The 24,011-nt window shown below is 52.3% G+C and carries 21 protein-coding genes; all 21 read right to left on the bottom strand.

The genetic code is table 11. The features are described 5' to 3' along the window. Window positions 1–68: 68 nt before the first annotated feature. The 21 genes from A7J50_RS09085 to serC all read right to left on the bottom strand — a co-directional run bounded on the left by A7J50_RS09085 (window position 69) and on the right by serC (window position 23,990). On the bottom strand, window positions 69–2,066 hold the full coding sequence (locus tag A7J50_RS09085) for a polysaccharide biosynthesis protein (protein ID WP_167353684.1): 1,998 nt from the start codon (window positions 2,064–2,066) through the stop codon (window positions 69–71). A gap of 114 nt (window positions 2,067–2,180) precedes the next feature. Further along, window positions 2,181–2,741 carry a sugar transferase gene (locus tag A7J50_RS09080; RefSeq protein ID WP_064451502.1) on the bottom strand — a complete coding sequence of 187 codons (561 nt, stop codon included), beginning with the start codon at window positions 2,739–2,741 and terminating at the stop codon, window positions 2,181–2,183. Window positions 2,742–2,766: 25 nt separating this feature from the next. Further along, the gene (locus A7J50_RS09075) at window positions 2,767–3,873 is read right to left on the bottom strand and encodes an acyltransferase family protein (RefSeq protein ID WP_064451501.1); all 1,107 of its coding nucleotides are present in this window, start codon (window positions 3,871–3,873) and stop codon (window positions 2,767–2,769) included. Further along, window positions 3,866–4,876, bottom strand: coding sequence for a UDP-glucose 4-epimerase family protein (locus A7J50_RS09070; RefSeq protein WP_064451500.1), 1,011 nt, complete (start codon window positions 4,874–4,876; stop codon window positions 3,866–3,868). The genes A7J50_RS09075 and A7J50_RS09070 overlap by 8 nt, the downstream gene beginning before the upstream one ends. A gap of 2 nt (window positions 4,877–4,878) precedes the next feature. After that, window positions 4,879–5,985 (bottom strand): DUF1972 domain-containing protein, encoded by a 1,107-nt coding sequence (locus A7J50_RS09065; RefSeq protein WP_064451499.1) that lies wholly within the window; start codon window positions 5,983–5,985, stop codon window positions 4,879–4,881. Beyond that, window positions 5,975–7,069: a glycosyltransferase family 4 protein gene (locus A7J50_RS09060; RefSeq protein ID WP_064451498.1), complete on the bottom strand. Its 1,095-nt coding sequence runs from the start codon at window positions 7,067–7,069 to the stop codon at window positions 5,975–5,977. The genes A7J50_RS09065 and A7J50_RS09060 overlap by 11 nt, the downstream gene beginning before the upstream one ends. 10 nt (window positions 7,070–7,079) lie before the next feature. Next, entirely contained in the window at window positions 7,080–7,769 is a 690-nt protein-coding gene (locus A7J50_RS09055) for an acyltransferase (RefSeq protein ID WP_064451497.1), read from the bottom strand. Further along, a complete protein-coding gene (locus tag A7J50_RS09050) occupies window positions 7,769–8,644 on the bottom strand; it encodes a hypothetical protein (RefSeq protein WP_064451496.1) in 876 nt (291 codons plus the stop codon). Before A7J50_RS09050 ends, A7J50_RS09055 begins: the two co-directional genes overlap by 1 nt. After that, window positions 8,619–9,854 carry a hypothetical protein gene (locus A7J50_RS09045; protein ID WP_064451495.1) on the bottom strand — a complete coding sequence of 412 codons (1,236 nt, stop codon included), beginning with the start codon at window positions 9,852–9,854 and terminating at the stop codon, window positions 8,619–8,621. Before A7J50_RS09045 ends, A7J50_RS09050 begins: the two co-directional genes overlap by 26 nt. Then, the gene (locus A7J50_RS09040) at window positions 9,851–11,299 is read right to left on the bottom strand and encodes a hypothetical protein (RefSeq protein ID WP_156526264.1); all 1,449 of its coding nucleotides are present in this window, start codon (window positions 11,297–11,299) and stop codon (window positions 9,851–9,853) included. Before A7J50_RS09040 ends, A7J50_RS09045 begins: the two co-directional genes overlap by 4 nt. A 13-nt stretch (window positions 11,300–11,312) precedes the next feature. Continuing rightward, on the bottom strand, window positions 11,313–12,572 hold the full coding sequence (locus A7J50_RS09035; protein WP_064451493.1) for an O-antigen translocase: 1,260 nt from the start codon (window positions 12,570–12,572) through the stop codon (window positions 11,313–11,315). Between the two features lie 2 nt (window positions 12,573–12,574). Continuing rightward, window positions 12,575–13,705, bottom strand: coding sequence for a DegT/DnrJ/EryC1/StrS family aminotransferase (locus A7J50_RS09030; RefSeq protein WP_064451492.1), 1,131 nt, complete (start codon window positions 13,703–13,705; stop codon window positions 12,575–12,577). 1,100 nt (window positions 13,706–14,805) lie between these two features. Next, on the bottom strand, window positions 14,806–15,051 hold the full coding sequence (locus A7J50_RS09025) for a lipopolysaccharide assembly protein LapA domain-containing protein (RefSeq protein WP_064451491.1): 246 nt from the start codon (window positions 15,049–15,051) through the stop codon (window positions 14,806–14,808). A 24-nt stretch (window positions 15,052–15,075) separates the two neighbouring features. Further along, on the bottom strand, window positions 15,076–15,372 hold the full coding sequence (gene ihfB, locus A7J50_RS09020; protein WP_003218804.1) for an integration host factor subunit beta: 297 nt from the start codon (window positions 15,370–15,372) through the stop codon (window positions 15,076–15,078). 132 nt (window positions 15,373–15,504) lie between these two features. Continuing rightward, a complete protein-coding gene (locus A7J50_RS09015; protein WP_064451490.1) occupies window positions 15,505–15,789 on the bottom strand; it encodes a hypothetical protein in 285 nt (94 codons plus the stop codon). Between the two features lie 160 nt (window positions 15,790–15,949). Continuing rightward, entirely contained in the window at window positions 15,950–17,644 is a 1,695-nt protein-coding gene (gene rpsA, locus A7J50_RS09010; protein WP_064451489.1) for a 30S ribosomal protein S1, read from the bottom strand. Between the two features lie 119 nt (window positions 17,645–17,763). After that, window positions 17,764–18,453 carry a (d)CMP kinase gene (gene cmk, locus A7J50_RS09005; RefSeq protein WP_016971485.1) on the bottom strand — a complete coding sequence of 230 codons (690 nt, stop codon included), beginning with the start codon at window positions 18,451–18,453 and terminating at the stop codon, window positions 17,764–17,766. Next, entirely contained in the window at window positions 18,450–20,660 is a 2,211-nt protein-coding gene (locus A7J50_RS09000) for a bifunctional prephenate dehydrogenase/3-phosphoshikimate 1-carboxyvinyltransferase (RefSeq protein WP_064454881.1), read from the bottom strand. The genes cmk and A7J50_RS09000 overlap by 4 nt, the downstream gene beginning before the upstream one ends. Before the next feature lie 28 nt (window positions 20,661–20,688). Then, window positions 20,689–21,801 (bottom strand): histidinol-phosphate transaminase, encoded by a 1,113-nt coding sequence (gene hisC / locus A7J50_RS08995; RefSeq protein ID WP_064451488.1) that lies wholly within the window; start codon window positions 21,799–21,801, stop codon window positions 20,689–20,691. A gap of 9 nt (window positions 21,802–21,810) precedes the next feature. Continuing rightward, window positions 21,811–22,905, bottom strand: coding sequence for a prephenate dehydratase (gene pheA / locus A7J50_RS08990; RefSeq protein WP_064451487.1), 1,095 nt, complete (start codon window positions 22,903–22,905; stop codon window positions 21,811–21,813). Continuing rightward, window positions 22,905–23,990, bottom strand: a complete 1,086-nt coding sequence (gene serC / locus A7J50_RS08985; RefSeq protein ID WP_064451486.1) for a 3-phosphoserine/phosphohydroxythreonine transaminase — start codon at window positions 23,988–23,990, stop codon at window positions 22,905–22,907. The genes pheA and serC overlap by 1 nt, the downstream gene beginning before the upstream one ends. Window positions 23,991–24,011 lie beyond the last annotated feature (21 nt).

Here is a 24,011-nt window from a genome sequence, read left to right as displayed (position 1 = left end):
GCGGGCCTGGCCCAGCGCTGGTAGCGGGCCCGCTTTGACCTATATCGGCCGTTATGTAACGTTTGATCTCACGGCTCAAGTCGGCGCTGCTGGTACATCCAATCCACGATTTCTCCGTCCGGCGTATAACCACTGACGGTGTCCCGCAACAACTGACGAACACGGTTGAAATCGTCCTGGTCCACCGCCGCAAGCAATTCGGAGAGCTTGAGCTTTAGAACCTCCCAAGGCAGATAGTCTTCATTGGCACTCATGATCATCGGGTGTTGCGTCGCGACCACGTTGTCCCCAATTAGCAACTCCTCGTAAAGCTTCTCTCCCGGCCGCAAACCGGAAAACTCGATGGCAATGTCTCCGTGAGGGTTCTTGTCGGAGCGCACACTCAGCCCTGACAAGTGGATCATCTTCTCCGCCAGTTCGACTATTTTTACCGGTTCGCCCATATCCAGCACGAACACATCCCCGCCCAGGCCCATTGAACCGGCTTGTATGACCAGTTGAGCCGCTTCAGGAATTGTCATGAAGTAACGGGTGATTTTCGGGTGCGTGACGGTCAGCGGTCCACCGGACTTTATCTGCTTGTGAAACAACGGAATCACCGAGCCGGAAGAGCCCAGTACATTGCCAAATCGAACCATCGTGAAACGGGTTTTATTCACGCGGGAAACGTTGGACTTATCACCAAACAACACCGGTGCAAGTTCGCGGCTGAGTGCCTGAAGCGTTAATTCGGCAAGACGCTTGGTGCTGCCCATGACGTTAGTCGGACGCACCGCCTTGTCCGTGGAAATCAGTACAAAATTCGAGGCGCCGGCCTGGACGGCCGCCTGAGCCGCATTGAGTGTGCCGATTACATTGTTCAGCACACCCTCTGCGATATTGTGCTCGACAATAGGCACATGCTTGTAGGCGGCAGCGTGGTAAACCGTGTCTACCCGCCACGCTTTCATCACATCCAGCAGCTTTGAAGGGTCACGCACTGATCCCAGGATAGGCAGCAGTTTGACTGGCAACGACTTTCGCGCAATACGCTGTTCCAACTCAGACAGAATGCTGTAGAGATTGAATTCGCTGTGTTCAAACAACAGGAGGGTTTTAGGCCTCAACTCCAGGATTTGGCGGCAGAGCTCTGAACCTATCGAGCCACCCGCCCCCGTTACGAGGACGCTCTGCCCCTTGATGCAATGCTCAAGCAAATCCGCTTGTGCGGGGACCGAATCACGACCCAGCAAGTCAGCAATATCGACCTCCTGAATATCATCAACCTTGACCCGTCCACTGGCGAGGTCCATAAACCCCGGGACGCTGCGAACGTGTAACGGAAACCTCTCAAGAAAACCAAGAATCTCACGACGCCGACCGCGGTTGGAGGAAGGCAGTGCCAAGAGGATTTCTTGAGCACCGGTAGCATCGATCATCCGTTGGATATGCTTCGGTTTGTAAACCTGAAGGCCGGAAATGACTCGATCCGAGATGGTGTCATCGTCGTCAATGAACGCGACCGGCCGCATCACACGGCCCATGCGAAGTGCCGCGACCAATTGGTTGCCTGCGGACCCCGCACCATAAATCGCAACACGCGGAAGGCCATCCTCACGGCTGGTAAACGGCACGTGCTGGGCAGCTGCAAACCAATCACCCAGAAAGTACTGGCGCATGGTCAGACGCAAACCGCCGACCATAATCAAGCTTAACCACCAGTAGTTAAAGATAATGGACCGGGGCACGACGTTCTGATGATTGCTATACCAGTAGACGACCACACCCAAAATCAAAGACGAAAGGCTGACGGCTTTGATAATGGCGACGAGTGCATCGTTACCAAAATACCGCATAACAGCACGGTACATACCAAAGCGAATAAACAACGGAATGGCAACCACCGGCGCGGCTAAGAACAACCACAGATGCATTCTGACCGGGTTGATCATCTCGTCGATTCCGAGACGGACTAAAAACGCTATCCACAGCGCTAAAGAAACCAGTACAACGTCCGCCAATACCTGTATCAGTCGTTTTTGATGACGAGGCAGCTTCAATAGCCAAGCACGCAACCGGTTTATCATGACTCACCTACCGCCCATGCGTTAGATCAAATTTTTTTCCGCGCCATAAACGCAGCACAAAAAACACACTGTACACCGCTAACCTAAACAGGCCAATCACGCGGCGCGATGCAATTAATGGGAAACGCCGTCCCGCTTGATTACCTTCATGGCCGTCAAAAACAAGATTTTCAGATCGAAAAGAACGCTCATATTTTTCGCGTAATAAGCATCATAGTCAACCTTGACCGGAATCGGCAGTTCGTCCCGTCCGTTAACCTGCGCCCATCCGGTGAGGCCTGGCGGAATGAGGTGCACGCCTTGCTGGGTGCGTAATTCAATGAGGTCGGATTGATTAAACAGCGCTGGCCTAGGTCCGACAAAACTCATATCGCCGACAATAATACTCCACAGTTGAGGCAACTCATCCAGGCTGGATTTACGTAGAAAGTTTCCAATAGGCGTTAAGTATTGGGAAGGGTCCAGCAGTAAATGCGTAGCGACTGCCGGTGTGCCCGTACGCATCGAGCGAAACTTCGGCATCCTGAACAGTACATTATTCACACCGACACGGTCCGACCAATAAAGTGCTGGCCCCTTTGACGTCACCTTAACCGCTAGTGTGACAAGCACAATTGGAATCAGCAGTATGAGCAAAGCAACCAGGCTCATCACAAGATCAAAAAAACGCTTCATTTCCCACCAACCTTATCATTCAGAGCTATTTAGGTGAATACTTAGCAAACTTTCCGGAAAGCTTCGCGAATGACTGAGACAACCTGGACGCGATCTCTTTCTTGCGCAAGATGCAGGGTTGCTCGATCACGTGCCAGGAAAGTACAGCAGGAACAAGAGCAACAGGTAATGCCAGGATAATCATCTGCGCAGGTGATATCCCTTTCCATACATGAGCCAGGATCTCTTGAGTGGGAAATGCATAGATATACAAACCGTACGAGTAATCACCTAATTTATTGTACTGCCGTGCAAACCACTGTGTGTTAAAGGCGACGAAGAACACAGAGTAACTCCAGGCCACCACAAATACCTCGACAAACACAGGCGTCCTGTATAAACAAAGCGCAGCTGTCCACCCCAACGCCAAGCACCAGACGTTCAACTGAACCTTAAATCGGTAGGCGTATAAGAGCATGCCGATTACAAACGCGAAACTCCACTGCACCCAGGTACGAAACTGGAAACCGAAAACCATATATTCGTTTTTTTGCAGCACGTTAAACACGGCGTAAAACAAAAAATACGCCACAAAAAATACGGAGACCCTGCGCAGGCGCGTCAAGCAACCGACAACGCCGAGTGCAAACACCATCGCATACAGCAAGACCTCATAATACAAGGTCCACAGCGAACCATTAATGCCGGGGTAAGGATTACCCTGAAACAGCCCAGGCAACTGAAACTGAATATCCTTCAACTTCAAGTTTCCAGTGATATATCTATGCACTTCCTTGGCAGAAAAATAATCATGCAGACTCCGTTCAGTGAACAGTGGACCGATCACCCATGCGCTCAACAGCAGCACAACTAACAGCGCAGGATACAAGCGTAGAAACCTGGCCACAACAAAGTCAATCTTTGTCTTCGAGCGCTCATAACTCAGCGATATGAAAAATCCCGAAATACAAAAAAAGGTGAATACACCTAATCCGCCTAGCGTTATTCCGAGTTGCGCCAACAACGGTTCGGTTTCAGCCGCGCCACGAGAGAGCGGATAAGAATGAGATACCAATACGAAAAACGCTGCGACCATTCGGATAAAATTGAAATTATTATCCCTCGACTTAAGCATTTCAGCCAAATTACCCATGCGACGATCCACTGTGTTGGGCTTGATAATGTCGGGCTGTGATAGCAAACGCTTCCTCAACACTGACTGGAGGGGTCCAACCTAAGCGCTTGCGTGTGTCAGTAATGTCCACTTGGAGAGACCCGCACAGCCGCTGCAAAAACTCTTTTTTCCCAACCAGCGATGCCGCAGCGTTTAAAAGAAAATATGGAAATGAGAAAACGCATGATGGCTTATTCATGGCCACGGCCAGTTTTTCTAGAATCTGCCCGATAGATAAATCATTATCATCGCTGACCAGAAACACCTGATTTGCTGCTGCCGGGTGCTTGATGCAGACACAAATCAAATCCACCAGATTATCAATGAAAACAAGGCTTCGACGATTGTCGATAGTACGAAAGGGTAGCGGCAGCTTCTTGTTCACAACGGACAGCATGCGTTCAAAGTTCGCTTTCACACCTGGGCCATATACAAGAACGGGCCTTATTATCACGACGTCCATTGAGGTTCGCCCCGCCAATGCCAGGAGCGCCTGCTCGGCTTCCAGCTTGGACACACCATAATCGTCAAGCGGCGCAGGAACATCATGCGCTGTAAATGCTCTGTGAGCGCGGGTCTCTTCGCCGTTCACTTTGATCGAACTAATAAAAATAAATCGTTTTACACCCGCATCGGCTGCCTGTTGGGCGAGCTTGAGCGTGGCGTCCACGTTCACTTCACGAAAAGCCTGCAACGGGTTGCTATGCGTTTCATTCATGACGTGCGCACGACCCGCAGAGTGTATGACTACGTCGACCCCTGACAAGGGAACCTTCCAGTCAATCTCGTCAGTCAGCGATCCGATAATGAAGTCCTGTACACCCGGCACGGGAGGAACACCATTTTTACGGGTGACGTTGACGACCGGATACTTCACACCGACAAGCGCATTGAGCACTGAACGCCCTACGAAGCCAGTCGACCCCGTAAGCAGTATTGTTGGCGTGTCCAGAACAGGGTGGAGGCTTGCATCATCCAACATAGTCAAACCTTATCAGATGAAAGTAGCGATTTGAATAACTTATCATATTGAGAAGAGACACCTTCCCAACGATAACGACGCGTCGCAATCTCATGCATCTTTTCGCTCAATTGCGCACGCTCAGCCCCGTTGGCAAAAAGGCTGGCGGCACTCTCGATCAGTGCCTGACTGGACGAAAAGAACTTTGCACTGTTTTCCGTAGAGGCACGGTTGAACGACACATCGAAAGCAATGATAGGCAACCTCAACCACATCGCCTCGACCAACGATGGGTTGGTTCCACCGGCGCTGTGGCCATGAATATACACAGTGGCATTACTGCGCAAAGGGCTCAGCTCATCACCGTTATAAATAGGGTCGAGTAAATGGAGGTGCGCCATGCCTGAATACTTATCCTGCAACGCTCTTCCGTATTCACTGTGTTTCCAGTTACCCACAATCACCAACGGCAACCCACTGGAGCTAAACGCATCAATGATTATATGAATATTATTTTCAGGCTCGATCCTACAAACAGAGAACGCATAGGGCTTACAAAGGAACGGGTAACGCTGCAGATCCGACTCGGCCAGCACACTGGTTTTGGCCTGATCCCCGCCATAGGCAATGAGTGTGCTCTCACGCCCGTATTCGTTACGAACATAGTCCTGAAGCACTTTGTTATCCGTCACGATGGCATCTGAATATTTAACAGCGACCGCTTCTGAAAACTTTAAAAATTTCTTCGCCAGGAATGACCACTTGGCCCGTTTCCATTCATAGCCATCAATATTGACAACAATTCTCTTCTTCGTCAGCATCTTTAAAAAAGGCAGTGCGATACAACCTGAAACGCCGAGCACCACCAGTACATCATTTTTCCTATAGGCATGCAGCATGCTGAAAATATCATAGGGAATGCTTTGCACACCGTTAGCCTTCAGCGGAACGTAAATCAAGTTGGCGTTACGATATTTCGCCGGCCGGGACGCGTACGACGTCGAGCTGCAATACACCGAAATGTCATACACCTGGTCCAGATACGTTATCAATTGTTCTGATAACGTCTCCCATCCACCGTATTGCGCCGGGAGACCGACCGTGCCGATAACCGCTAATTTAACGCTCATTAAATACCCCAAGTACACTACTTTCAAAGTTATCAACTGAGAAACTAAGCGACTTCAATTTTGCAGCAGCAGACAAGCGAAAACACACTTCAGGATTTTTCTGGAGAAATTCCACCCGCGCGGAAATATCCTCAACCTGACTTGAATCCATTAAATATCCTTCCTTGCCATCCGTTACCAATTCGACAGGCCCACCTACCGGAGGGACAATACAAGGCACTCCAAATGAAAGCGCCTCGAGTATAGTCAGTCCGAACGTCTCCACCCATTCTTTCGGTTTCGAAAGACTAAGCAAAACATTCGCCTTTTGATAATAAGGAACCACATCCTCACACCGTGAAACAATAGTCAGGTTTTCAGGACGGCTTATCCCCGAAAAGAACTCAGCCACCTCGGAATCGCTAGCACCCAAAACCAAGTTAAATTCAATCTGTTTATTATGCACTGCCAAGCTTGCAATTTTTACAAACTCGCCGACTCCCTTATAGGCTTTTAAAGAGCAAATCATCAACACACTAAACTTGTCATTGGGTTGAGCATGATACGTGTGATGTGCGGCAATACGCGCCATCTCCTGCGGGATCGCATTATAAATCACCCGACTCTCGACTGCCGGAAAACGCTCGGCATCCGCTAAAAAATGCGAAACGAAAATATTTTTACTTGAGCATCTTTCAACCACCCAACGCAGAAAAAGCTTTAGCGGCTTTGGGCGGATCGACGTCTCATGAATGTGATAGAAAACCTTAATACCCAGCAGCTTTCCCGCCAACGCCGCACCAAATGGAAGCAATGTATTGACGTAAAACACCGTAGAAGACTTACGGTAACTTATTAATCTAAAAAACAACATCAACTGTGAAAGACTGTAACTCAATAACGTCAAATACTTGTTTTCGAAGCGCTTGTAAAAGTAGCGTCTTTGCACACAAGGAACGGAAGAAAGGAATCCATCTCCCCCTTTACCCCCCAAAAACAACTCGACGTCAGCGCCCTTGCTTGAAACAGCCTCAATAACCTGCGAAAGAACCTTCGGGCTCCCGCTATAGTCATTCAGCAAATGGAAAAATATTATCTTCTTCACGACACGTCCTTTAGCTGCGTTCTTTTATGCGCTTTGCCGGGACACCCGCGTAGATCGAGTTGGCCGCGTATCGTCCAGCTTTCAAAACAGCACCTGCCGCCACAACACAACCGTCCTCAAGAACCACACCGTCCAGCACGGTCACCTTGGCACCTATCCAGCAATTATTGCCGATCTGGATCCCTTCGTTATTCACGCCCTGGAGCCGAATAGGCAGGGACGCATCAGAAAAATTATGATTCTCCGAGTGAAACGAGACATAGTTTCCAATGATGGTGTCATTCCCAATAGACAGCCCACCGGCGCAGCCCAAAAAGCTTCCACTTCCGATGCCTACATCGTTACCAATCGAAAGCCCCTCGCCCAATTTGGTCAAGCTGCCAGTGCATTCAATAATAACATTTTTCTTTAAGGAAACCCCACGCCCAAAAGCGACACCTTTAACCGCTAACGCGTCGATAAAACAGCCATCATCAATCACGAGACCTTTACCCGCAGTAATCATTGAGCGGGCTTTCACGGTGACGTTTTTTCCCACAAGAATGACTGAACGTCTTCTGAAGGTGAAGAAACCATTGATTGCCATGCACGCTTTCGACAAAACCAATTTAAAAAGATAACTGTCCGGAATGCGCCTATCAATTTTGATACCACGCTTCCTTATTTTAAGAGAAAGAAACTCAACCAGTTCGATCAGCATTATTTCTTCCCTCTAAAAGACGAAATATAGGAACGGAAAAAACCTGTATTTTTGTATGAGATACTCTTTCTCAGGGAGGACACCATCAAATACATCTCCATCACACCGTGGAAGAGGTACCCCTTGCGCTCAAAGATCACGCGAAAACCCCGAATCATTTCCTGAAAGCGAAAAATGGCACGTTCGGCGCTATCCGATGTATGTTCGGAAAGATCGTGTTGCAGAACAGTGTCCAGCACATAAAAGTGCGAATAATAGGATTCGTATCTGACGAAAAATGCAGTGTCCGTTGCGTAAAACTTGAGACGCTCGTCAAAAAGCGGCGACATTTTTTCATAACATGACTTGTTGAATATAACGCCACTGTTGATAGCGAGCTTGTTAACCGAGGCATTCATACCGCTATCAACTTGTTCGGACAGGCGACCGAAAAACCAGAACCGCCAGCCTGGACTTATCAGTGTTTCCCTGGAGTAAATTTTTGGCAGCATGACCCCAAATGAATTCGGAGGTGACGTGGTCTCACATTCAAGCGCAGCAGATATAGCATCGACATAATTCTGACTGGAATAGTCTGTGTCATCGTCGGAAATCATGAAATGCGTAGCACCGTTCGCAAAGGCCATATCGGCTACGCGATTGTAGACATGAGGCAAGCCATCATTATCACCCTCAAGCCACGTTAAACTATCGCCCGATAATGCAGGCGAGCACGACGGTGTATTGTTCCACACATAAAAATCAACATAAATCTCTTTTTCTTGAAAGCGCACGCGATTATTCAGTAACGTCGTGATAGCAGCCGAGTCCTTATAATGCCTCTTATAAAGAACGATCAATATCGAAAGCTTAGCGTGCACGATATTTAGACTCATCCATTACCACCACTATAACTAACGCAAAAAGATACAACACAACACTGTTAGTGTAAGACTGGAAAAAAAAGCTGCTCAGAAAGAATGGGTAACTGATAACCAGGTAATCAGCCACCCCCCTCATGAACACATCCGTCCCAGCACGCATCTCCTGAGTGATCGCGACGACCTTACTGTAAAAACAGATAAGCACCATCATGATCGCCACCCCCAGATAACCAGAGGATGCCAGGAGATTCAACCACAGCGAATCAAACCAGTACAATTGCCCGGGCCCGATAGCCCCAAACCCAACACCAAGGGGCATGGTATTAAGGGATCCGAGAACCACATACCATTGACGAACCCTATCAAGAGCGGACAGATCTTCCGTATACCCCAACGCGAGGTATAAAAAAATAGAACCCGTCACAGACAGAAAATAACCATATCCCAGCAAACTGATAAACATCTTTCGGCGAAACAGCTGTAACACCGCAAGGAAAAATACCGCTGAAATCATTCCAATAGCAGAGGTTCTGACCGACCCATAAATGATCAGCACCGTCGAAAAAAGTGCAACAATTACATATATCAAACACCTCAAATCGTAGGCTTTTTTCCTAATCGCCTGCACCAGCAGGCAAAAGGTGAATAGCGCGGTGTTCAAAATAAATGCTGAAAACTCCAGAGTCCCGGTAAAAAAACCCGACATCCTGGGATTGCCGTCCCTCATGGAGTTGTAGATCTCCAATATGAATCCTTTCTCAGACAGCAGTGGCCAATACCAGAACTGCTCAGCGTCACTGATCGTTTGGTATTGATAAAGCGCATACGCCCCTGAAACAAACGTCATCACTACCAGTGTCGAAAATATAACACGCAACTTGGTTTCAAGCGTTAAGCCCAGACATACTGCGTTGACCGTCAATGCAAAGAGCACCGGCATAGCGAATGATCGGAACATCCGGAAAGACGACTCTGAAAATTCACCACACACGCAATAGAACACTAAAAAAAACAAAAATAACAGCAAGGGCCCTTTATACCTACCCGGAAGTGAAAAGCGAGTACCTGCATGAAAAAATGCAATCAGCATCATCAGCAAAACATAAAGAAGTACAACCCCTTCACGCCACGCCCCCACAACGCTTGGGGCGTGGAGCGTTAAAATAACGTAATCTGATAGCAGAAGCATTATTAAAAAAGAACGCAGGACTAACGCACTCATACGTTACCCGACCTGTTCTCTTTCCCGCGCTGCTTCTTGAGCTTTAAAAGCACTAGTTTGACGGCAATCTTTATTTTTTGTGTGGCACTGAGCTCAAAAAACAGAATCGACAAAAAACGCTTATCAAAATCAATTAATTTGGACACGACCGCAGGTGGAATGGCTGTCGTTATTTTCCCTGCCTGCTCGTAGACGGCTATATCTCCGGTCCATGCGACATACGCTTCCATCTCATTCGCACACATAACGCCATCATACAGGCACGCTTGATAACGGGCTTTCACCGCCTCGTAACCATTAACGGCCAACACCGACTCGATAATCTCGCTACCGTTCTGGCGATGAAGAATGCTCGTCATAAAATCGTCGACACTTCCATCTTTCAAATTATCTGCTGGCGAATAACCTTGTATCGGAGCGCGTAGCCCAACACAACGGCGACCTTTAAAGAGTTGCTCCGCAAACGCAGTGCCACCCGGAGTGGGATAACTATCAACGTAAAAATCCGCTGAGTCTAATAGCTTTAGATAACTCTCGTACGGCACTGACGATAAAATCTTGAATCGGCTCCCGTACCTAAGCTTTAACGGCCACCACCAGATATTTGTAAGCGGGCTGGCCCCGACAATCCAGAATGTCGAGTGTTTAAATTCAGAAAGCACTCTGCCTATGGCGGGTCTTAGATCATAGTGCTTGACCGGTTTAAACTTGAATGGGGATGCCGCGCTGAAAAAATTCAACCTGTCATTCTTGCCAGGCAGACCGTGACTCTTTGTCACCAAGGCACTTGTTAATGGAATCCCCAAAAAAGACTTACACCCGGTGATTGTCTTTTTCATGTCTCGACGTCGACCGAATGTACTAATTTCAAAGTACACATCGGCCACCGAACTGCCATAAGTGAATACGTGATCTGCGTGATTTACAAAAAAGATCTTAGCCCCGGTAATACTCTTTACTATTTTGCATGCGATAACAGATATCATATCGTCCGGATGAATATGCAAAACAATCCGGCTGTACGACTTGAGAGACTCTACGATTTCAGCGATTTTTTTCAGGGGTGTATCAGCGGCTATAACCGTACACTTGTCAAAAAAACCGCGGGTGCGCTCAACCGCTTTCTCATCACTTTGGCGGGTTATCAGTAGGTCCGGCTTTTCCCGGTGCATCGTGGACAGCTGCTCCATCAATCGAGTATGACCACCGATCAGATAGGGCTCCGAGATTAAATGAATACAATCTTTTAGCGGCGTGTGACCACTGATTTTTGGCAACACATTCGTGCATCGCGCAGTTAATATTTCCTCAAGCTCGGGGTCGTCGTAAATACCTTTATCAACCGCCCACAGTATTGCCCCATACACCTCAGACAGCTCGACACTCTTATCAACGTCTTCGTGCGCTAAAATCATATCGCGGATTGAAGATAGCAAGCCACTCATGGTCAAAACGTCCTCACCCAGCGTTATTTTTATTTAACTTTCTGTAAATAAGAAAATACATAACTAGCCAGTAAATCCCGTAGTTAAGCGCATGCGCCCACGTTACCCCGACAGGGCCGCCTACCTTTGTTAGCACGACTGTCAACAGGTAAAACCCGAGTGAAAAAAATACTTCTGTGAGGATATACATCTTCACCATTGCCTTGCCCAACATCAGGTAGGCAAGTATCCAACTTGCAATCTTTAGCGTGTCACCGAGCATCTGCCAAGCAAAGAAGTCTCTCATTGGGCTAAAAGCGCTGGTGAACAGAATGCCGATTATGAAGTCTCTTAAAATATAGATAACCAAACCACAGACCATGGCAACAGGCAAAATCAATTTATAGCCTTGGATAATTTCCCTCTTAATCTCCTGAGGGTCGATCAGTTCCGACAACTTCGGTAGAAAATATAACCCAAGCGTTGTGGTCACCAACAATAGGTAAGCCGTACTTAAACGCCACATGGCCTCCCAATATCCAGCTGTTTCCCAGCCAAATTCCGAGCCCAGATAGTTTCGCACCAGGATATGACTGACGGGCACGCAGGCCGCTGTCGTGAGTGCCATTGCAGTAAATTTCGTCAAATTTATCGCAATTTGTTTATCCAGCTTTCCAAACAGATTCGACAATCGAAACCACGGGGTCTTGTAGCACAGCAGGCACGTCACAAAAAAAGCGATTGACTGATACAGCACTAAAGAAATCAATGCACCGTATAAGCCAAACTGAGTCACCATCACGATGATGACCAAAAGCGAAAGAATGCTCCCTCCGATATTTGCGAGGATGTATCGATTGATTTCTTTTTTGCCGTTAAGGATCGCCAGCAGCAGTGTATTGAATGAAAAGAATATCAGCGTCGCTGCGCACCAAATAAAGACGCTGTAAAGCGACTCGTCGTTAAAACACCAGACCGCCAGCGGTTTACTGAATAGAATAATGAGGAGGGAAGTCAACACTGAGCCCGCACACGCAATCGTACCCGCAGTGCGCCATACGCGGTGCTGCGCGCCCTCATCGTCTTGATATTCGGCGGTGTATTTTGTCACTCCGGTACTGATGGCACCCGTTGAAAAGGTCGTCACCATCTGCACTGCGTTTTGGAACTGACCCAGCGCCGCGTATCCAGAGGGCCCCACATAGATGGCCAACATTTTATTGATGCCCAACAAGGTGAGCATTTTAATAACCACCGCAATGCCGTTGAGAAAGCTTGTTTTAAGCAGCGTCATATTCAGGCTTCTGCAGAAAAGCTGTTACAGGCTTCAACAACACCATCAATCTCAGCATCCGTCATGACCGGGCTCATTGGCAGACTCAATACTTCGTGATGAATGCGCTCCGTCAAGGGGAACGATTTATTATAGAAATCAGCGCCCACATAGGCCTGTTGCTGATGCGGTGGGATCGGGTAGTGAATTAATGTTTGAACGCCTGAGGCGCTAAGATGACGTTGCAGTTTTTCACGATGCTCAGAGCGCACGACAAAAAGATGCCAAACATGTGAGGTATGGCTCATTACGTCAACGTCACCGCTCAAGGGCAGCTTGATCCAGGGGTTGTTTATTCCGGCCATATAAGTGGCTGCCACACGTCGACGCGCCTCGGTCTGCGCCTCCAGGTATTTTAGTTTGACGCTCAACATGGCAGCTTGAATCTCATCCAGTCGGCTATTCACGCCCTGTACGAGGTTTTTGTACTTTTCATGTGAACCGTAGTTTCGCAATGCCTGAACCATACTGACCAGCTCGGCATCACTGGAAGTAATGGCACCGGCATCACCCAGCGCCCCCAGGTTTTTACCTGGGTAAAAACTGAACCCGGATGCATCCCCCCAGTTACCGGCACTTCTACCCTCAATCTGAGCCCCATGAGCCTGGGCGGAGTCTTCCAGCACCAGCAGATTCTCACGCTTGGCGATTGCGTTGATTGCGGGCATATCGGCCAACTGCCCGTAGAGATGGACCGGAAGGATCAACCGAGTTTTTTCCGTCAGCGCACGCGCAACGTTCTTGGGGCAAAGGTTATAGGTATCCTCGTCAGGCTCGACCAAAATCGGTTTCAGATTATTTTCCGTCACGGCCAACAGTGTCGCGATATAAGTATTGGCTGGGACAATGACCTCATCGTGGTCCTTGAGCTTTCCCAGCTCTTTCCAAGCGCGAATCGTCAGTGTCAGAGCATCCAGCCCGTTGGCCACGCCAACACTCTGGCTAGCGCCGGTATAGGCGGCAAACTCATCCTCGAAGCGCTTGAGGTGCTCGCCCTGAATATACCAACCCGAGTCAATGACACGTGTGGCGGCCTCCACCAGCTCTTCACGGAGTGTCTTGTTCAATGATTTTAGATCGAGAAATTGAATCATCAAAATTACCTGACGTCGGTGCTACGTTATTAGGTGCCTGAAGGCAAAGACGGCTTCTGCGCCGGTTCGTCCTAGATGAGAGCCTCGCTTCGACACTCCCACTGCTAACGGTTAGGTACGGGGCGGGAAAGAATAACGCCCTTTACGTTTAAACATAATCATGTCTGAAACACGCCGTTCACCTTTCAGATTTTTCCTGCCACTCCAGTGGAGTTTTACGTAAACCTTTTCCGACAAAATACGCTAATAGGAACGCGCCTGGGGTTCGACGCTCGGAACGCTGGAGCTCAGCAGCTTTTGTCTTTGGCTTACGCCTTGGGTGCTACTCACCTTCGAGCGTGGCGGCTGATTCGTTTTCGTCCATACAACTACAAGAAAAGAAACCCTCGGATGTCGGTAGCTACGTCGCGCTATCAAGGACATACGAAGCCCCTAGATGATACAGCGCTCACTCTCCAATTCAACAAAACTGGACAATGAAAGCGCTTTTACGAGCTCATGGGTTATCGCAATGATTCTGATCTGCCATGTCTGGCAAGTAACTCAGCAATCCACCAACCTTAAAATTAGTTGCATAGCTTACAAACTTATTATCGATATTTGAGCGGTCAAAACGAATGCTGGATAGCCCCAACCACGATAGCTGGGCACCACTATCTTTTTAGAATTCTCAGAAGCTAACTTGAGCAATACTTAGTTAAAAGTCGTAGCGCTTTGCCAAAGCCCACTAGTCGCTGCGCAGTGCAAACCGTGACTTGTTTTGCATTCTGGAGTTGTTTTAAGCACAAAGCGCTACCGTGACGGCTGGCTTCAGGAGCTAAACGATACTGTTGATACCAGGCGATTTTGATAAGCCGCTAAGAGGGCAACCTGACTGGACGAGAGAGACGGGGGGGGAATGCGGACTCGAATAGCTCTCTGTATTTTTACATGACGCTAGAGAGCCCAAAGCACCGACATATAAAAATTTACGCTGCACAACATCTACTTTTCCAAGAGCATGTCGCTATGAGTGAGGAAGATCGGAATGGCGAAAACACCAGAAGACTGGCTTGCCACTCCACGGAGCCGGTAGGCTCGGCACTCATCGAGACACCCTCCTAGATGCGTCCGCCTGTGCTCGTTTTCTGACGCCGGCTACGCGCAATCCCAACGCCTAGCAGTGGACCCATCAGCATCCCAATAATCAGCGCCGCCACTACAAATACAGCTACGGGCATCTGGGCAGTGGCCCAACCGAAAAACGAAAGAGAGACGCTTTGTTGGTTTTCCAACACAAAGCCTAAAACCACCAGCGCAATAATCAATGCCACCAGCACCAGGACAGCGCGCTTAACCCCACGCATAACTTTCTCCTACGTCAAAAAGACTCAGACGCCTTCTTCCTCGTCTTCGTTCACACGATCGCGCAACTCCTTGCCCGGCTTGAAGTGAGGCACAAACTTACCGTCGAGGCTGACGGATTGCCCGGTCTTCGGGTTACGACCTACACGCGGTGCGCGGTAGTGCAAGGAGAAGCTACCAAACCCACGGATCTCAATTCGATCTCCGGTAGCCAGACACTGGGACATCTGTTCGAGCATAGTCTTGATAGCCAGCTCTACATCCTTGGATGAAAGCAGCCCTTGATGGGTGACAATTCGTTCGATCAACTCCGACTTCGTCATATTTTTCCCTTCTTTTTCAAGCAGCTAGGAAAAGCGCTTCGAAGGTTTTAGCATGACTCGATGAATTTGAACAGCCCACCCAGCAACTTATCTGCAGCATGGGCAAACACCCGCAACACGTGCCTCGCAGCCTCAATTGCAGATCACCAGCATGGTGCGAGTAACTGCACCAGCGGGGTTCCAGCCGAACAGGTAGTCGCCCTCTTCGTCCTTGGCATCACTGGATCGCGTGACGACCTTGTAGCCCTGCATCTTGCATTCCCGAGCAGCGCGCTTCTCGCACTTATCCCAATTGCTGCCAAGGCCCGAGCAGTCGATCTCAATGCCACTAACGCCGCGCTTGGCGTGGGTTTTGGCGCTGGTGGCGGAGCAACCAGCAAGCATTAACACTGCGAAAAAAATGATAACCCTGTTCATTTAAATCCTTATTGAAACAACAACGCTGTAGCGCTTTTATGAAGAACTATAGTCAGTTCTGACACCCGGCTACGCACCTTGGTTCTCAATTGTTGATTCAACGAATTTCAGGCACAAAAAAGGGCGACCGAAGTCGCCCTTTTTAATGGTCGGACAGAACTTAGTTCTGTTTTTCCATCTGTGCACGCAGCAGGTCGCCCAGAGTGGTAGGACCAGCAGAAGGCTCAGACGAGGCTGGCTTGTCGCGCAGGCTCTGAATGGCTTCTTTCTCTTCGATCTCGTCTTTCGACTTGATGGAGAGCTGGATTACGCGGCTCTTGCGGTCAACGCTGATGATCTTGGCTTCTACTTCCTGGCCTTCTTTCAGAACGTTACGCGCGTCTTCAACGCGGTCACGGCTGATTTCGGAGGCTTTCAGAGTCGCTTCGATATCGTCGGCCAGAGTGATGATGGCGCCTTTAGCGTCAACTTCTTTCACTGTGCCCTTAACGATTGCGCCTTTGTCGTTCTCTTGAACGTACTCGGAGAACGGATCGCTTTCCAGTTGCTTGATACCCAGGGAGATGCGCTCGCGCTCTGGGTCAACCGACAGGATAACGGTGTCCAGCTCGTCGCCCTTCTTGAAACGACGAACAGCTTCTTCGCCAACTTCGTTCCAGGAGATGTCGGACAGGTGAACCAGGCCGTCGATGCCGCCGTCCAGACCAATGAAGATACCGAAATCGGTGATCGACTTGATGGTGCCGGAGATTTTATCGCCCTTGTTGAACTGGCCAGAGAAATCTTCCCATGGGTTAGATTTGCACTGCTTGATGCCCAGGGAGATACGACGACGCTCTTCGTCGATGTCCAGAACCATAACTTCCACTTCGTCGCCGACTTGTACGACTTTCGAAGGGTGGATGTTTTTGTTGGTCCAGTCCATTTCGGAAACGTGTACCAGGCCTTCCACGCCTTCTTCCAGCTCAGCGAAGCAGCCGTAGTCGGTCAGGTTGGTAACACGCGCGGTTACGCGAGTGCTTTCTGGGTAACGCGCTTTGATAGCAACCCATGGATCTTCGCCCAGCTGCTTCAAGCCCAGGGAAACGCGGTTACGCTCACGATCGTACTTCAGAACCTTGACATCGATCTCGTCGCCAACGTTGACGATTTCGGAAGGATGCTTGATACGCTTCCAAGCCATGTCGGTAATGTGCAGCAGGCCATCGACGCCACCCAGATCGACGAATGCGCCGTAATCGGTGAGGTTCTTGACGATACCTTTGACTTGTTGGCCTTCCTGCAGGGATTCCAGCAGAGCTTCACGCTCGGCGGAGTTCTCTGCTTCCAGGACGCTGCGACGGGAAACGACAACGTTGTTGCGCTTCTGGTCGAGCTTGATGACCTTGAATTCGAGTTCTTTGCCTTCCAGGTGCGTGGTGTCGCGCACTGGACGAACGTCGACCAAAGAACCTGGCAGGAACGCACGGATGCCGTTAACGTCGACAGTGAAGCCGCCTTTAACCTTACCGTTGATAACGCCCTTGACCACTTCTTCAGCTGCGAAGGCTGCTTCGAGAACAATCCAGCATTCAGCGCGCTTGGCTTTTTCACGGGACAGCTTGGTTTCACCGAAACCGTCTTCAACCGAGTCCAGAGCAACGTGAACTTCGTCACCGACATTGATAGTCAGGTCGCCAGCATCGTTGTAGAACTGTTCCAGCGGGATCAGAGCTTCAGACTTCAGACCAGCGTGAACGGTTACCCAGCGAGCTTGGTAATCGATATCAACGATAACACCGGTGATGATGGAGCCTGCCTGAAGGTTCAGGGTTTTTAGGCTTTCTTCAAAGAGTTCCGCAAAGCTTTCGCTCATTTTAATTCCTGTTGATAAGGGCGAAGAATACGCCCATCTCCACACCCCAGACGGTGTGGGTTAGTTTCAATTAGAAGAAGCACCGCAGGACTATGACTGGTCCCCTGCAGCCTTCTTGGTCACCCGGCGATATCGCGAATGGCGATTTCACTCAAGATGCGTTCCAGCACCTGCTCGATGGACAACTCCGTGGAATCCAGCTGTATGGCGTCAGCCGCCGGCTTGAGCGGGGCTACCGCACGCTGGGTATCACGCTCATCGCGTGCACGGATCTCATCTAGCAGACTCGACAGACTAACACCATCGACTTTGCCCTTCAACTGCAAGTAACGGCGGCGAGCCCGCTCCTCGGCGCTGGCGGTCAGGAAAATCTTCAACGGCGCATCCGGAAACACGACGGTGCCCATATCGCGGCCATCGGCCACCAGGCCCGGCGGCTCCTGAAAAGCCCGCTGGCGCTGCAGCAACGCGTCACGCACGGCCGGCAGCGCGGCAACCTGGGAAGCCCAGGAGCCGACTTGTTCGTTACGCAGGTCATCCGTCACATCATCCCCTTCCAGGATAATGCGCTGGGGATGACCTTCCGTCGCGCCGACGAACTGCACATCAAGATGCGCCGCCAGCAACTTCAAGGATTCTTCGTTGGTCAGGTCGACGCCATGGTTGCGTGCGGCAAATGCCAGCAGGCGGTACAGCGCGCCGGAATCCAGCAGGCACCAGCCCAGGCGCTTGGCCAGGATGCCGGCGATCGTGCCTTTGCCCGAGCCGCTCGGCCCGTCGATGGTAATCACCGGTGCTTTGATATTCACAATTGAGCCTCTTGGGCAACACGGATGCCGACTTGGGCACACAGTGTAAGAAAATTCGGAAAAGATGTAGCTACGTTGGCACAGTCACGGATACGAATCGGTGCGGTCGCCCGCAGGGAAGCCACGCTGAATGCCATGGCAATCCGGTGATCACCATGGGCAAGCACTTCACCGCCGCCCAGCAGGCCACCATCAATGATAATCCCATCAGGCGTCGGTTCACACTTCACGCCCAATGCCAGCAGACCGTCGGCCATGACCTGAATACGGTCAGACTCTTTGACCCGAAGCTCCTGGGCACCGCGCAATACCGTGCGCCCCTCAGCACAGGCGGCGGCAACAAACAGCACCGGGAACTCATCAATAGCCAACGGCACCAACGCTTCGGGAATTTCGATCCCCTTTAGCGCAGCGGCACGCACCCGCAGGTCAGCCACCGGCTCACCGCCAACTTCCCGCAGGTTTTCCAGGGCGATGTCCGCCCCCATCAACCGCAGAATATCGATTACCCCGGTACGCGTCGGGTTGATACCGACATGCTCCAGCAGCAATTCGGAGCCTTCGGCAATCGACGCCGCTACCAGGAAGAATGCCGAAGAGGAAATATCCCCTGGCACCTCTATATGCGTAGCCGTCAGCGCATGGCCAGATTCCACCGACGCCATCGCCCCCTCCACCACCACCGGGTAGCCGAAACCCCGCAGCATTCGCTCAGTGTGGTCACGGGTCGGCGCAGGCTCGATCACCGACGTTTTACCCTCGGCATACAACCCGGCAAGCAACAGACAGGATTTAACCTGAGCACTGGCCATCGGCAGCGCATAAGTAAACCCTTTCAAGGCCTGACCACCGCGAATAGTCAACGGCGGACGCCCCAGAGGTCCGGTTTCGATCACTGCCCCCATCTCCCGCAACGGGTCGGCCACGCGACTCATCGGGCGCTTGGACAGCGAAGCGTCACCCGTCAGGACACTGTCGAAGCTTTGCGCCGCCAGCAAGCCGGACAACAGGCGCATCGACGTCCCGGAGTTACCCAGGTAGATCGGCCCCGGCGCAGGCTTCAGGCCATGCAGGCCTACGCCATGAATGGTCACGCGCCCGTGGTGGGGCCCTTCAATCACGACACCCATGTCCCTAAATGCCTGCAACGTCGCGAGCGCATCCTCACCTTCGAGGAAACCTTCGATCTCGGTCACGCCATCGGCCAACGAACCCAGCATGATCGAGCGATGCGAGATCGACTTGTCGCCTGGCACCCGGATTTTCCCGCTCAAGCGGCCGCCCGGGTTGGCGAGAAAGTTCAGCTCATCGGCGTTCACTGCAGTTTCCATATAAGCCCGGCGAGCCAGGATCTTGCTGAAATGCTCGCGTGCCACCCGCGCCCGAGTGAATACGCCCAACAATTGATGGCCATCCCCGGCATCGACCGCGTCGCGCAAGGCATCGAGGTCACTGCGGAAGGTGTCCAGCGTGCGCAACACCGCTTCGCGATTGGCGAGGAAGATGTCGTGCCACATCACCGGGTCGCTGCCGGCAATCCGCGTGAAATCACGGAAGCCACCGGCGGCGTAGCGGAAAATGTCGAGGTTCTCGTTACGTTTGGCCAGGGAATCCACCAAACCAAACGCCAGTAAATGCGGCAAATGGCTGGTCGCCGCCAGCACTTCGTCGTGGCGCTCGACCTGCATATGCTCGACATCCGCACCCAGCTCGCGCCAAAGACGATCCACCACAGCCAACGCGGCCGGATCGGTTTGCTCAAGCGGCGTCAGGATCACCTTATGGCGACGGAACAGCTGCGCATTGGAGGCTTCCACCCCGCTCTGCTCGGAGCCGGCAATCGGATGGCCCGGTACAAAGCGCGCAGGCATGCCGCCAAAGGCCAGGTGCGCAGCGCGCACCACATTGCCCTTGGCACTGCCGACGTCCGTCAGGATCGCCTGCCCCAAGTCCATATCGGCCAGCAAGGCCAGCAACTTTTCCATCGCCAGAATTGGCACGGCGAGCTGGATCACATCAGCCCCCTGGCAAGCGACAGCCAGGTCAGCTTCACAGCGATCCACCACGCCCAACTCAACCGCCAGCTTGCGCGATTGCGGGTCCAGGTCAACACCGACCACTTCGCCACACAACCCGCTTTCACGCAGGCCTTTGGCGAAGGAGCCACCAATCAACCCCAGACCGACCACCACCAGGCGACCGATCATAGGCACAGCAGGTTGCAATGCAGTGACATCAACCACGAGCCAGAACCTTGGCCAACGCCTCCAGGAAGCGGGCGTTTTCTGCCGGCAAGCCAATGGTGATACGCAGGTGGTTCGGCATGCCGTAGTTGGCCACCGGGCGCACGATCACGCCTTCGCGCAGCAGGCCCTGGAACACAGGCGCGGCCACTTGGCCAAGGTCGACGCAAATGAAGTTGCCCTTGGAAGGGATCCAGCCCAGCCCCAGCTCACGGAAACCTTCCTGCAGTTGCAGCATGCCGGTTTCATTGATGCGACGACTTTCTTCGAGGTACTCGGCATCCTTCACCGCCGCACAGGCCGCCGCCAGGGCAAGGCTGTTGACGTTGAACGGTTGGCGCACGCGGTTCAGCACGTCGGCCACCACCGCGGTGGACAAGCCGTAACCGACCCGCAACGACGCCAGGCCATAGGCCTTGGAGAAAGTGCGCGACACCAGCAGGTTGGGGTAAGCGGCCAGGAAATCCAGGCCATCCGGCAGGTCGCTGCCTTCGGCGTACTCGATGTAGGCCTCGTCCAGCACCACCAGCACATGCTCCGGCACGTCTTGCAGGAAGTCGTTCAGCGCCTGAGCGTCGAACCAGGTACCGGTCGGGTTGTTCGGGTTGGCGATAAACACCACGCGGGTTTGCGCGTCGATGGCCGCCAGCATGGCCGGCAGGTCATGCCCCCAGTCCTTGGCAGGAATAACACGCGCGTCGGCACCGACCGCCTGCGTTACGATCGGATAGACGGCGAACGCGTGCTCGCTGAACACCGCGTTCAGGCCAGGCGCCAGATAGGCGCGGCCGACCAGCTCAAGAATGTCGTTGGAGCCGTTACCCAGGGTCACCTGGTTCAGCTCAACCCGGCAGTTTTCGGCCAGCAGGGACTTGAGGGCAAAACCATTGCCGTCCGGGTAGCGGGTCAGCTCGGCCAACGCCTCATGAATCGCCGCCAACACCTTTGGGCTCGGGCCCAACGGGTTTTCGTTACTGGCCAGCTTTACGATCCTGGACGGGTCCAGGTTCAACTCACGCGCCAGCTCGTCCACAGGCTTGCCCGGCACGTAAGGCGACAGTTGTTGCACGCCCGGCTGAGCCAGGGCGAGGAAGTTGCCACTCATGTTAAAGCCTCACAAAACCGCTTTCGGGTAAGAGCCCAGCACCTTGAGTGCCACGGCTTCCTGACTGATTTTCTCCAGCACACCTTTAACCAGTGGGTCGCGGTGGTGGCCGACGAAGTCGATAAAGAACACATACGTCCATTTACCGCTGCGCGAAGGGCGTGTCTCGATTCGCGTCAGGTCAATCCCGTTATCGTGGAACGGCACCAGCAGCTCATGCAGCGCACCGGGCTTGTTGCTCATGGAGACGATGATCGAAGTCTTGTCGTCGCCGGTCGGCGGCACTTCCTGGCTGCCGATCATCAGGAAACGCGTGGAGTTGTCCGGGCGATCCTCGATTTTCTCGGCCAGGCGCGTCAGGCCATACAGGCCAGCGGCCATATCGCCGGCAATCGCCGCCGAATTCCACTCACCCTTGACCCGCTTGGCCGCTTCGGCGTTGCTGGACACCGCCACGCGCTCGACATTCGGGTAATGCGCGTCCAGCCACTTACGGCATTGAGCCAGCGATTGAGCGTGGGAATAGATCCGGCTGATGCTGTCGGTCTTGGTGTTCTCGCCCACCAGCAAGTGGTGGTGGATGCGCAACTCGACTTCGCCGCAGATCACCATGTCGTGCTCAAGGAAGCTGTCCAGCGTGTGGTTGACTGCGCCTTCGGTGGAGTTTTCCACCGGCACCACGCCAAAATTCACCGCACCGGCCGCCACTTCACGAAACACTTCGTCGATCGCTGCCATTGGCTTGCTGATCACGGCGTGGCCGAAGTGCTTCATGGCCGCCGCTTGGGTGAAGGTGCCTTCAGGGCCGAGATACGCCACTTTCAGCGGCTGCTCCAGCGCCAGGCACGACGACATGATTTCACGGAACAACCGCGCCATCTCCTCGTTGCCCAGCGGGCCCTGGTTGCGCTCCATTACGCGCTTGAGCACCTGGGCTTCGCGCTCAGGCCGGTAGAACACCGGCACTTCGCCTTCAGCCAGTGAGGCCATTTTTACCCGTGCTACTTCCTGGGCGCACCGCGCGCGCTCACTGATCAGCTCCAGGACTTTCTCATCCAGGCTGTCAATGCGTACGCGCAGGGCCTTGAGTTCTTGCTCAGACATTAGCCGTGTTCCTTTTCGAACTCTGCCATGTAGGAAATCAGCGCCTTGATGGCGTTGATATCGACAGCGTTGTAGATGGAGGCGCGCATGCCACCTACCGAACGGTGGCCCTTGAGGTTCAGCAAGCCGCGCGCATCGGCACCGGCCAGGAATGGCTTGTCCAGACGGTCGTCAGCCAGGCGGAACGGTACGTTCATCCACGAGCGGTCGGTCAGGTTGATCGGGTTGCTGTACAGGCCGCTGGCGTCGATGAAGTCGTACAGCGTGCGCTTCTTCTCTTCGTTAAGCTTGCCCATGGCAGCCACGCCGCCCTGCTCTTTCAGCCACTCGAACACCAGGCCCGAGAGATACCATGCAAACGCTGGCGGGGTGTTGTACATCGAACCGTTATCGGCCGCGACCTTGTAGTTGAGCATGGTCGGACACAGCGAGCGCGCACGACCCAGCAGGTCTTCACGGATGATGTTGACCAGGATACCGCTCGGGCCGATGTTCTTCTGCGCACCGGCGTAGATCATGCCGTATTGGGACACATCGATCGGGCGCGAGAGAATGTCCGAGGACATGTCGCACACCAACGGAACGTCACCCACTTCAGGCACCCAGTCGAATTCCAGGCCGCCGATGGTTTCGTTCGCTACGTAGTGAACGTAGGCCGCATCCTTCGACAACTTCCACTCGTTCTGACCCGGAATGGCGAAGTAGTCGTAAGGCTTGGCGGTGCCCGCCACATTGACATGACCGTAACGGGAGGCCTCTTCAATGGCCTTCTGGCCCCAGATACCGGTGTCGATATAGTCGGCAGTGCCGCCTTCCGGCAGCAGGTTCAGCGGCAGTTGGGCAAACTGCTGGCTTGCCCCGCCTTGCAGGAACAACACTTTGTAGTTGGAGGGGATGTCCAGCAAGTCGCGCAGATCCTGCTCGGCCTTGGTGGCAATGGACACGAACTCATCGCTGCGATGGCTCATTTCCATCACGGAGAGGCCTTTTCCATGCCAGTCGAGGAGTTCACCCTGCGCGCGCTGCAGGACTGCTTCAGGAAGCGCCGCGGGACCGGCACAGAAGTTATAGGCTCTCTTGCTCACATCCAATCTCACTCTGATCTG

It is taken from the genome of Pseudomonas antarctica (assembly GCF_001647715.1).
GTDB lineage: Bacteria > Pseudomonadota > Gammaproteobacteria > Pseudomonadales > Pseudomonadaceae > Aquipseudomonas > Aquipseudomonas antarctica_A.
This window is presented reverse-complemented; position numbering and strand designations above follow the sequence as displayed.

Excerpts from the sequence above, each read along its gene's own strand:
- A7J50_RS09080 (WP_064451502.1), bottom strand. The coding sequence starts at position 2,741 with ATGAAGCGTTTTTTTGATCTTGTGATGAGCCTGGTTGCTTTGCTCATA.
- rpsA (WP_064451489.1), bottom strand. The coding sequence starts at position 17,644 with ATGAGCGAAAGCTTTGCGGAACTCTTTGAAGAAAGCCTAAAAACCCTG.
- hisC (WP_064451488.1), bottom strand. The coding sequence starts at position 21,801 with ATGAGTGGCAACTTCCTCGCCCTGGCTCAGCCGGGCGTGCAACAACTG.
- A7J50_RS09075 (WP_064451501.1), bottom strand. The coding sequence starts at position 3,873 with ATGGGTAATTTGGCTGAAATGCTTAAGTCGAGGGATAATAATTTCAAT.
- A7J50_RS09070 (WP_064451500.1), bottom strand. The coding sequence starts at position 4,876 with ATGTTGGATGATGCAAGCCTCCACCCTGTTCTGGACACGCCAACAATA.
- pheA (WP_064451487.1), bottom strand. The coding sequence starts at position 22,905 with ATGTCTGAGCAAGAACTCAAGGCCCTGCGCGTACGCATTGACAGCCTG.
- A7J50_RS09065 (WP_064451499.1), bottom strand. The coding sequence starts at position 5,985 with ATGAGCGTTAAATTAGCGGTTATCGGCACGGTCGGTCTCCCGGCGCAA.
- A7J50_RS09015 (WP_064451490.1), bottom strand. The coding sequence starts at position 15,789 with ATGAACAGGGTTATCATTTTTTTCGCAGTGTTAATGCTTGCTGGTTGC.
- A7J50_RS09055 (WP_064451497.1), bottom strand. The coding sequence starts at position 7,769 with ATGCTGATCGAACTGGTTGAGTTTCTTTCTCTTAAAATAAGGAAGCGT.
- ihfB (WP_003218804.1), bottom strand. The coding sequence starts at position 15,372 with ATGACGAAGTCGGAGTTGATCGAACGAATTGTCACCCATCAAGGGCTG.
- A7J50_RS09050 (WP_064451496.1), bottom strand. The coding sequence starts at position 8,644 with ATGAGTCTAAATATCGTGCACGCTAAGCTTTCGATATTGATCGTTCTT.
- A7J50_RS09035 (WP_064451493.1), bottom strand. The coding sequence starts at position 12,572 with ATGACGCTGCTTAAAACAAGCTTTCTCAACGGCATTGCGGTGGTTATT.
- A7J50_RS09025 (WP_064451491.1), bottom strand. The coding sequence starts at position 15,051 with ATGCGTGGGGTTAAGCGCGCTGTCCTGGTGCTGGTGGCATTGATTATT.
- A7J50_RS09000 (WP_064454881.1), bottom strand. The coding sequence starts at position 20,660 with ATGATCGGTCGCCTGGTGGTGGTCGGTCTGGGGTTGATTGGTGGCTCC.
- A7J50_RS09085 (WP_167353684.1), bottom strand. The coding sequence starts at position 2,066 with ATGATAAACCGGTTGCGTGCTTGGCTATTGAAGCTGCCTCGTCATCAA.
- A7J50_RS09030 (WP_064451492.1), bottom strand. The coding sequence starts at position 13,705 with ATGATTCAATTTCTCGATCTAAAATCATTGAACAAGACACTCCGTGAA.
- A7J50_RS09040 (WP_156526264.1), bottom strand. The coding sequence starts at position 11,299 with ATGAGTGGCTTGCTATCTTCAATCCGCGATATGATTTTAGCGCACGAA.
- A7J50_RS09045 (WP_064451495.1), bottom strand. The coding sequence starts at position 9,854 with ATGAGTGCGTTAGTCCTGCGTTCTTTTTTAATAATGCTTCTGCTATCA.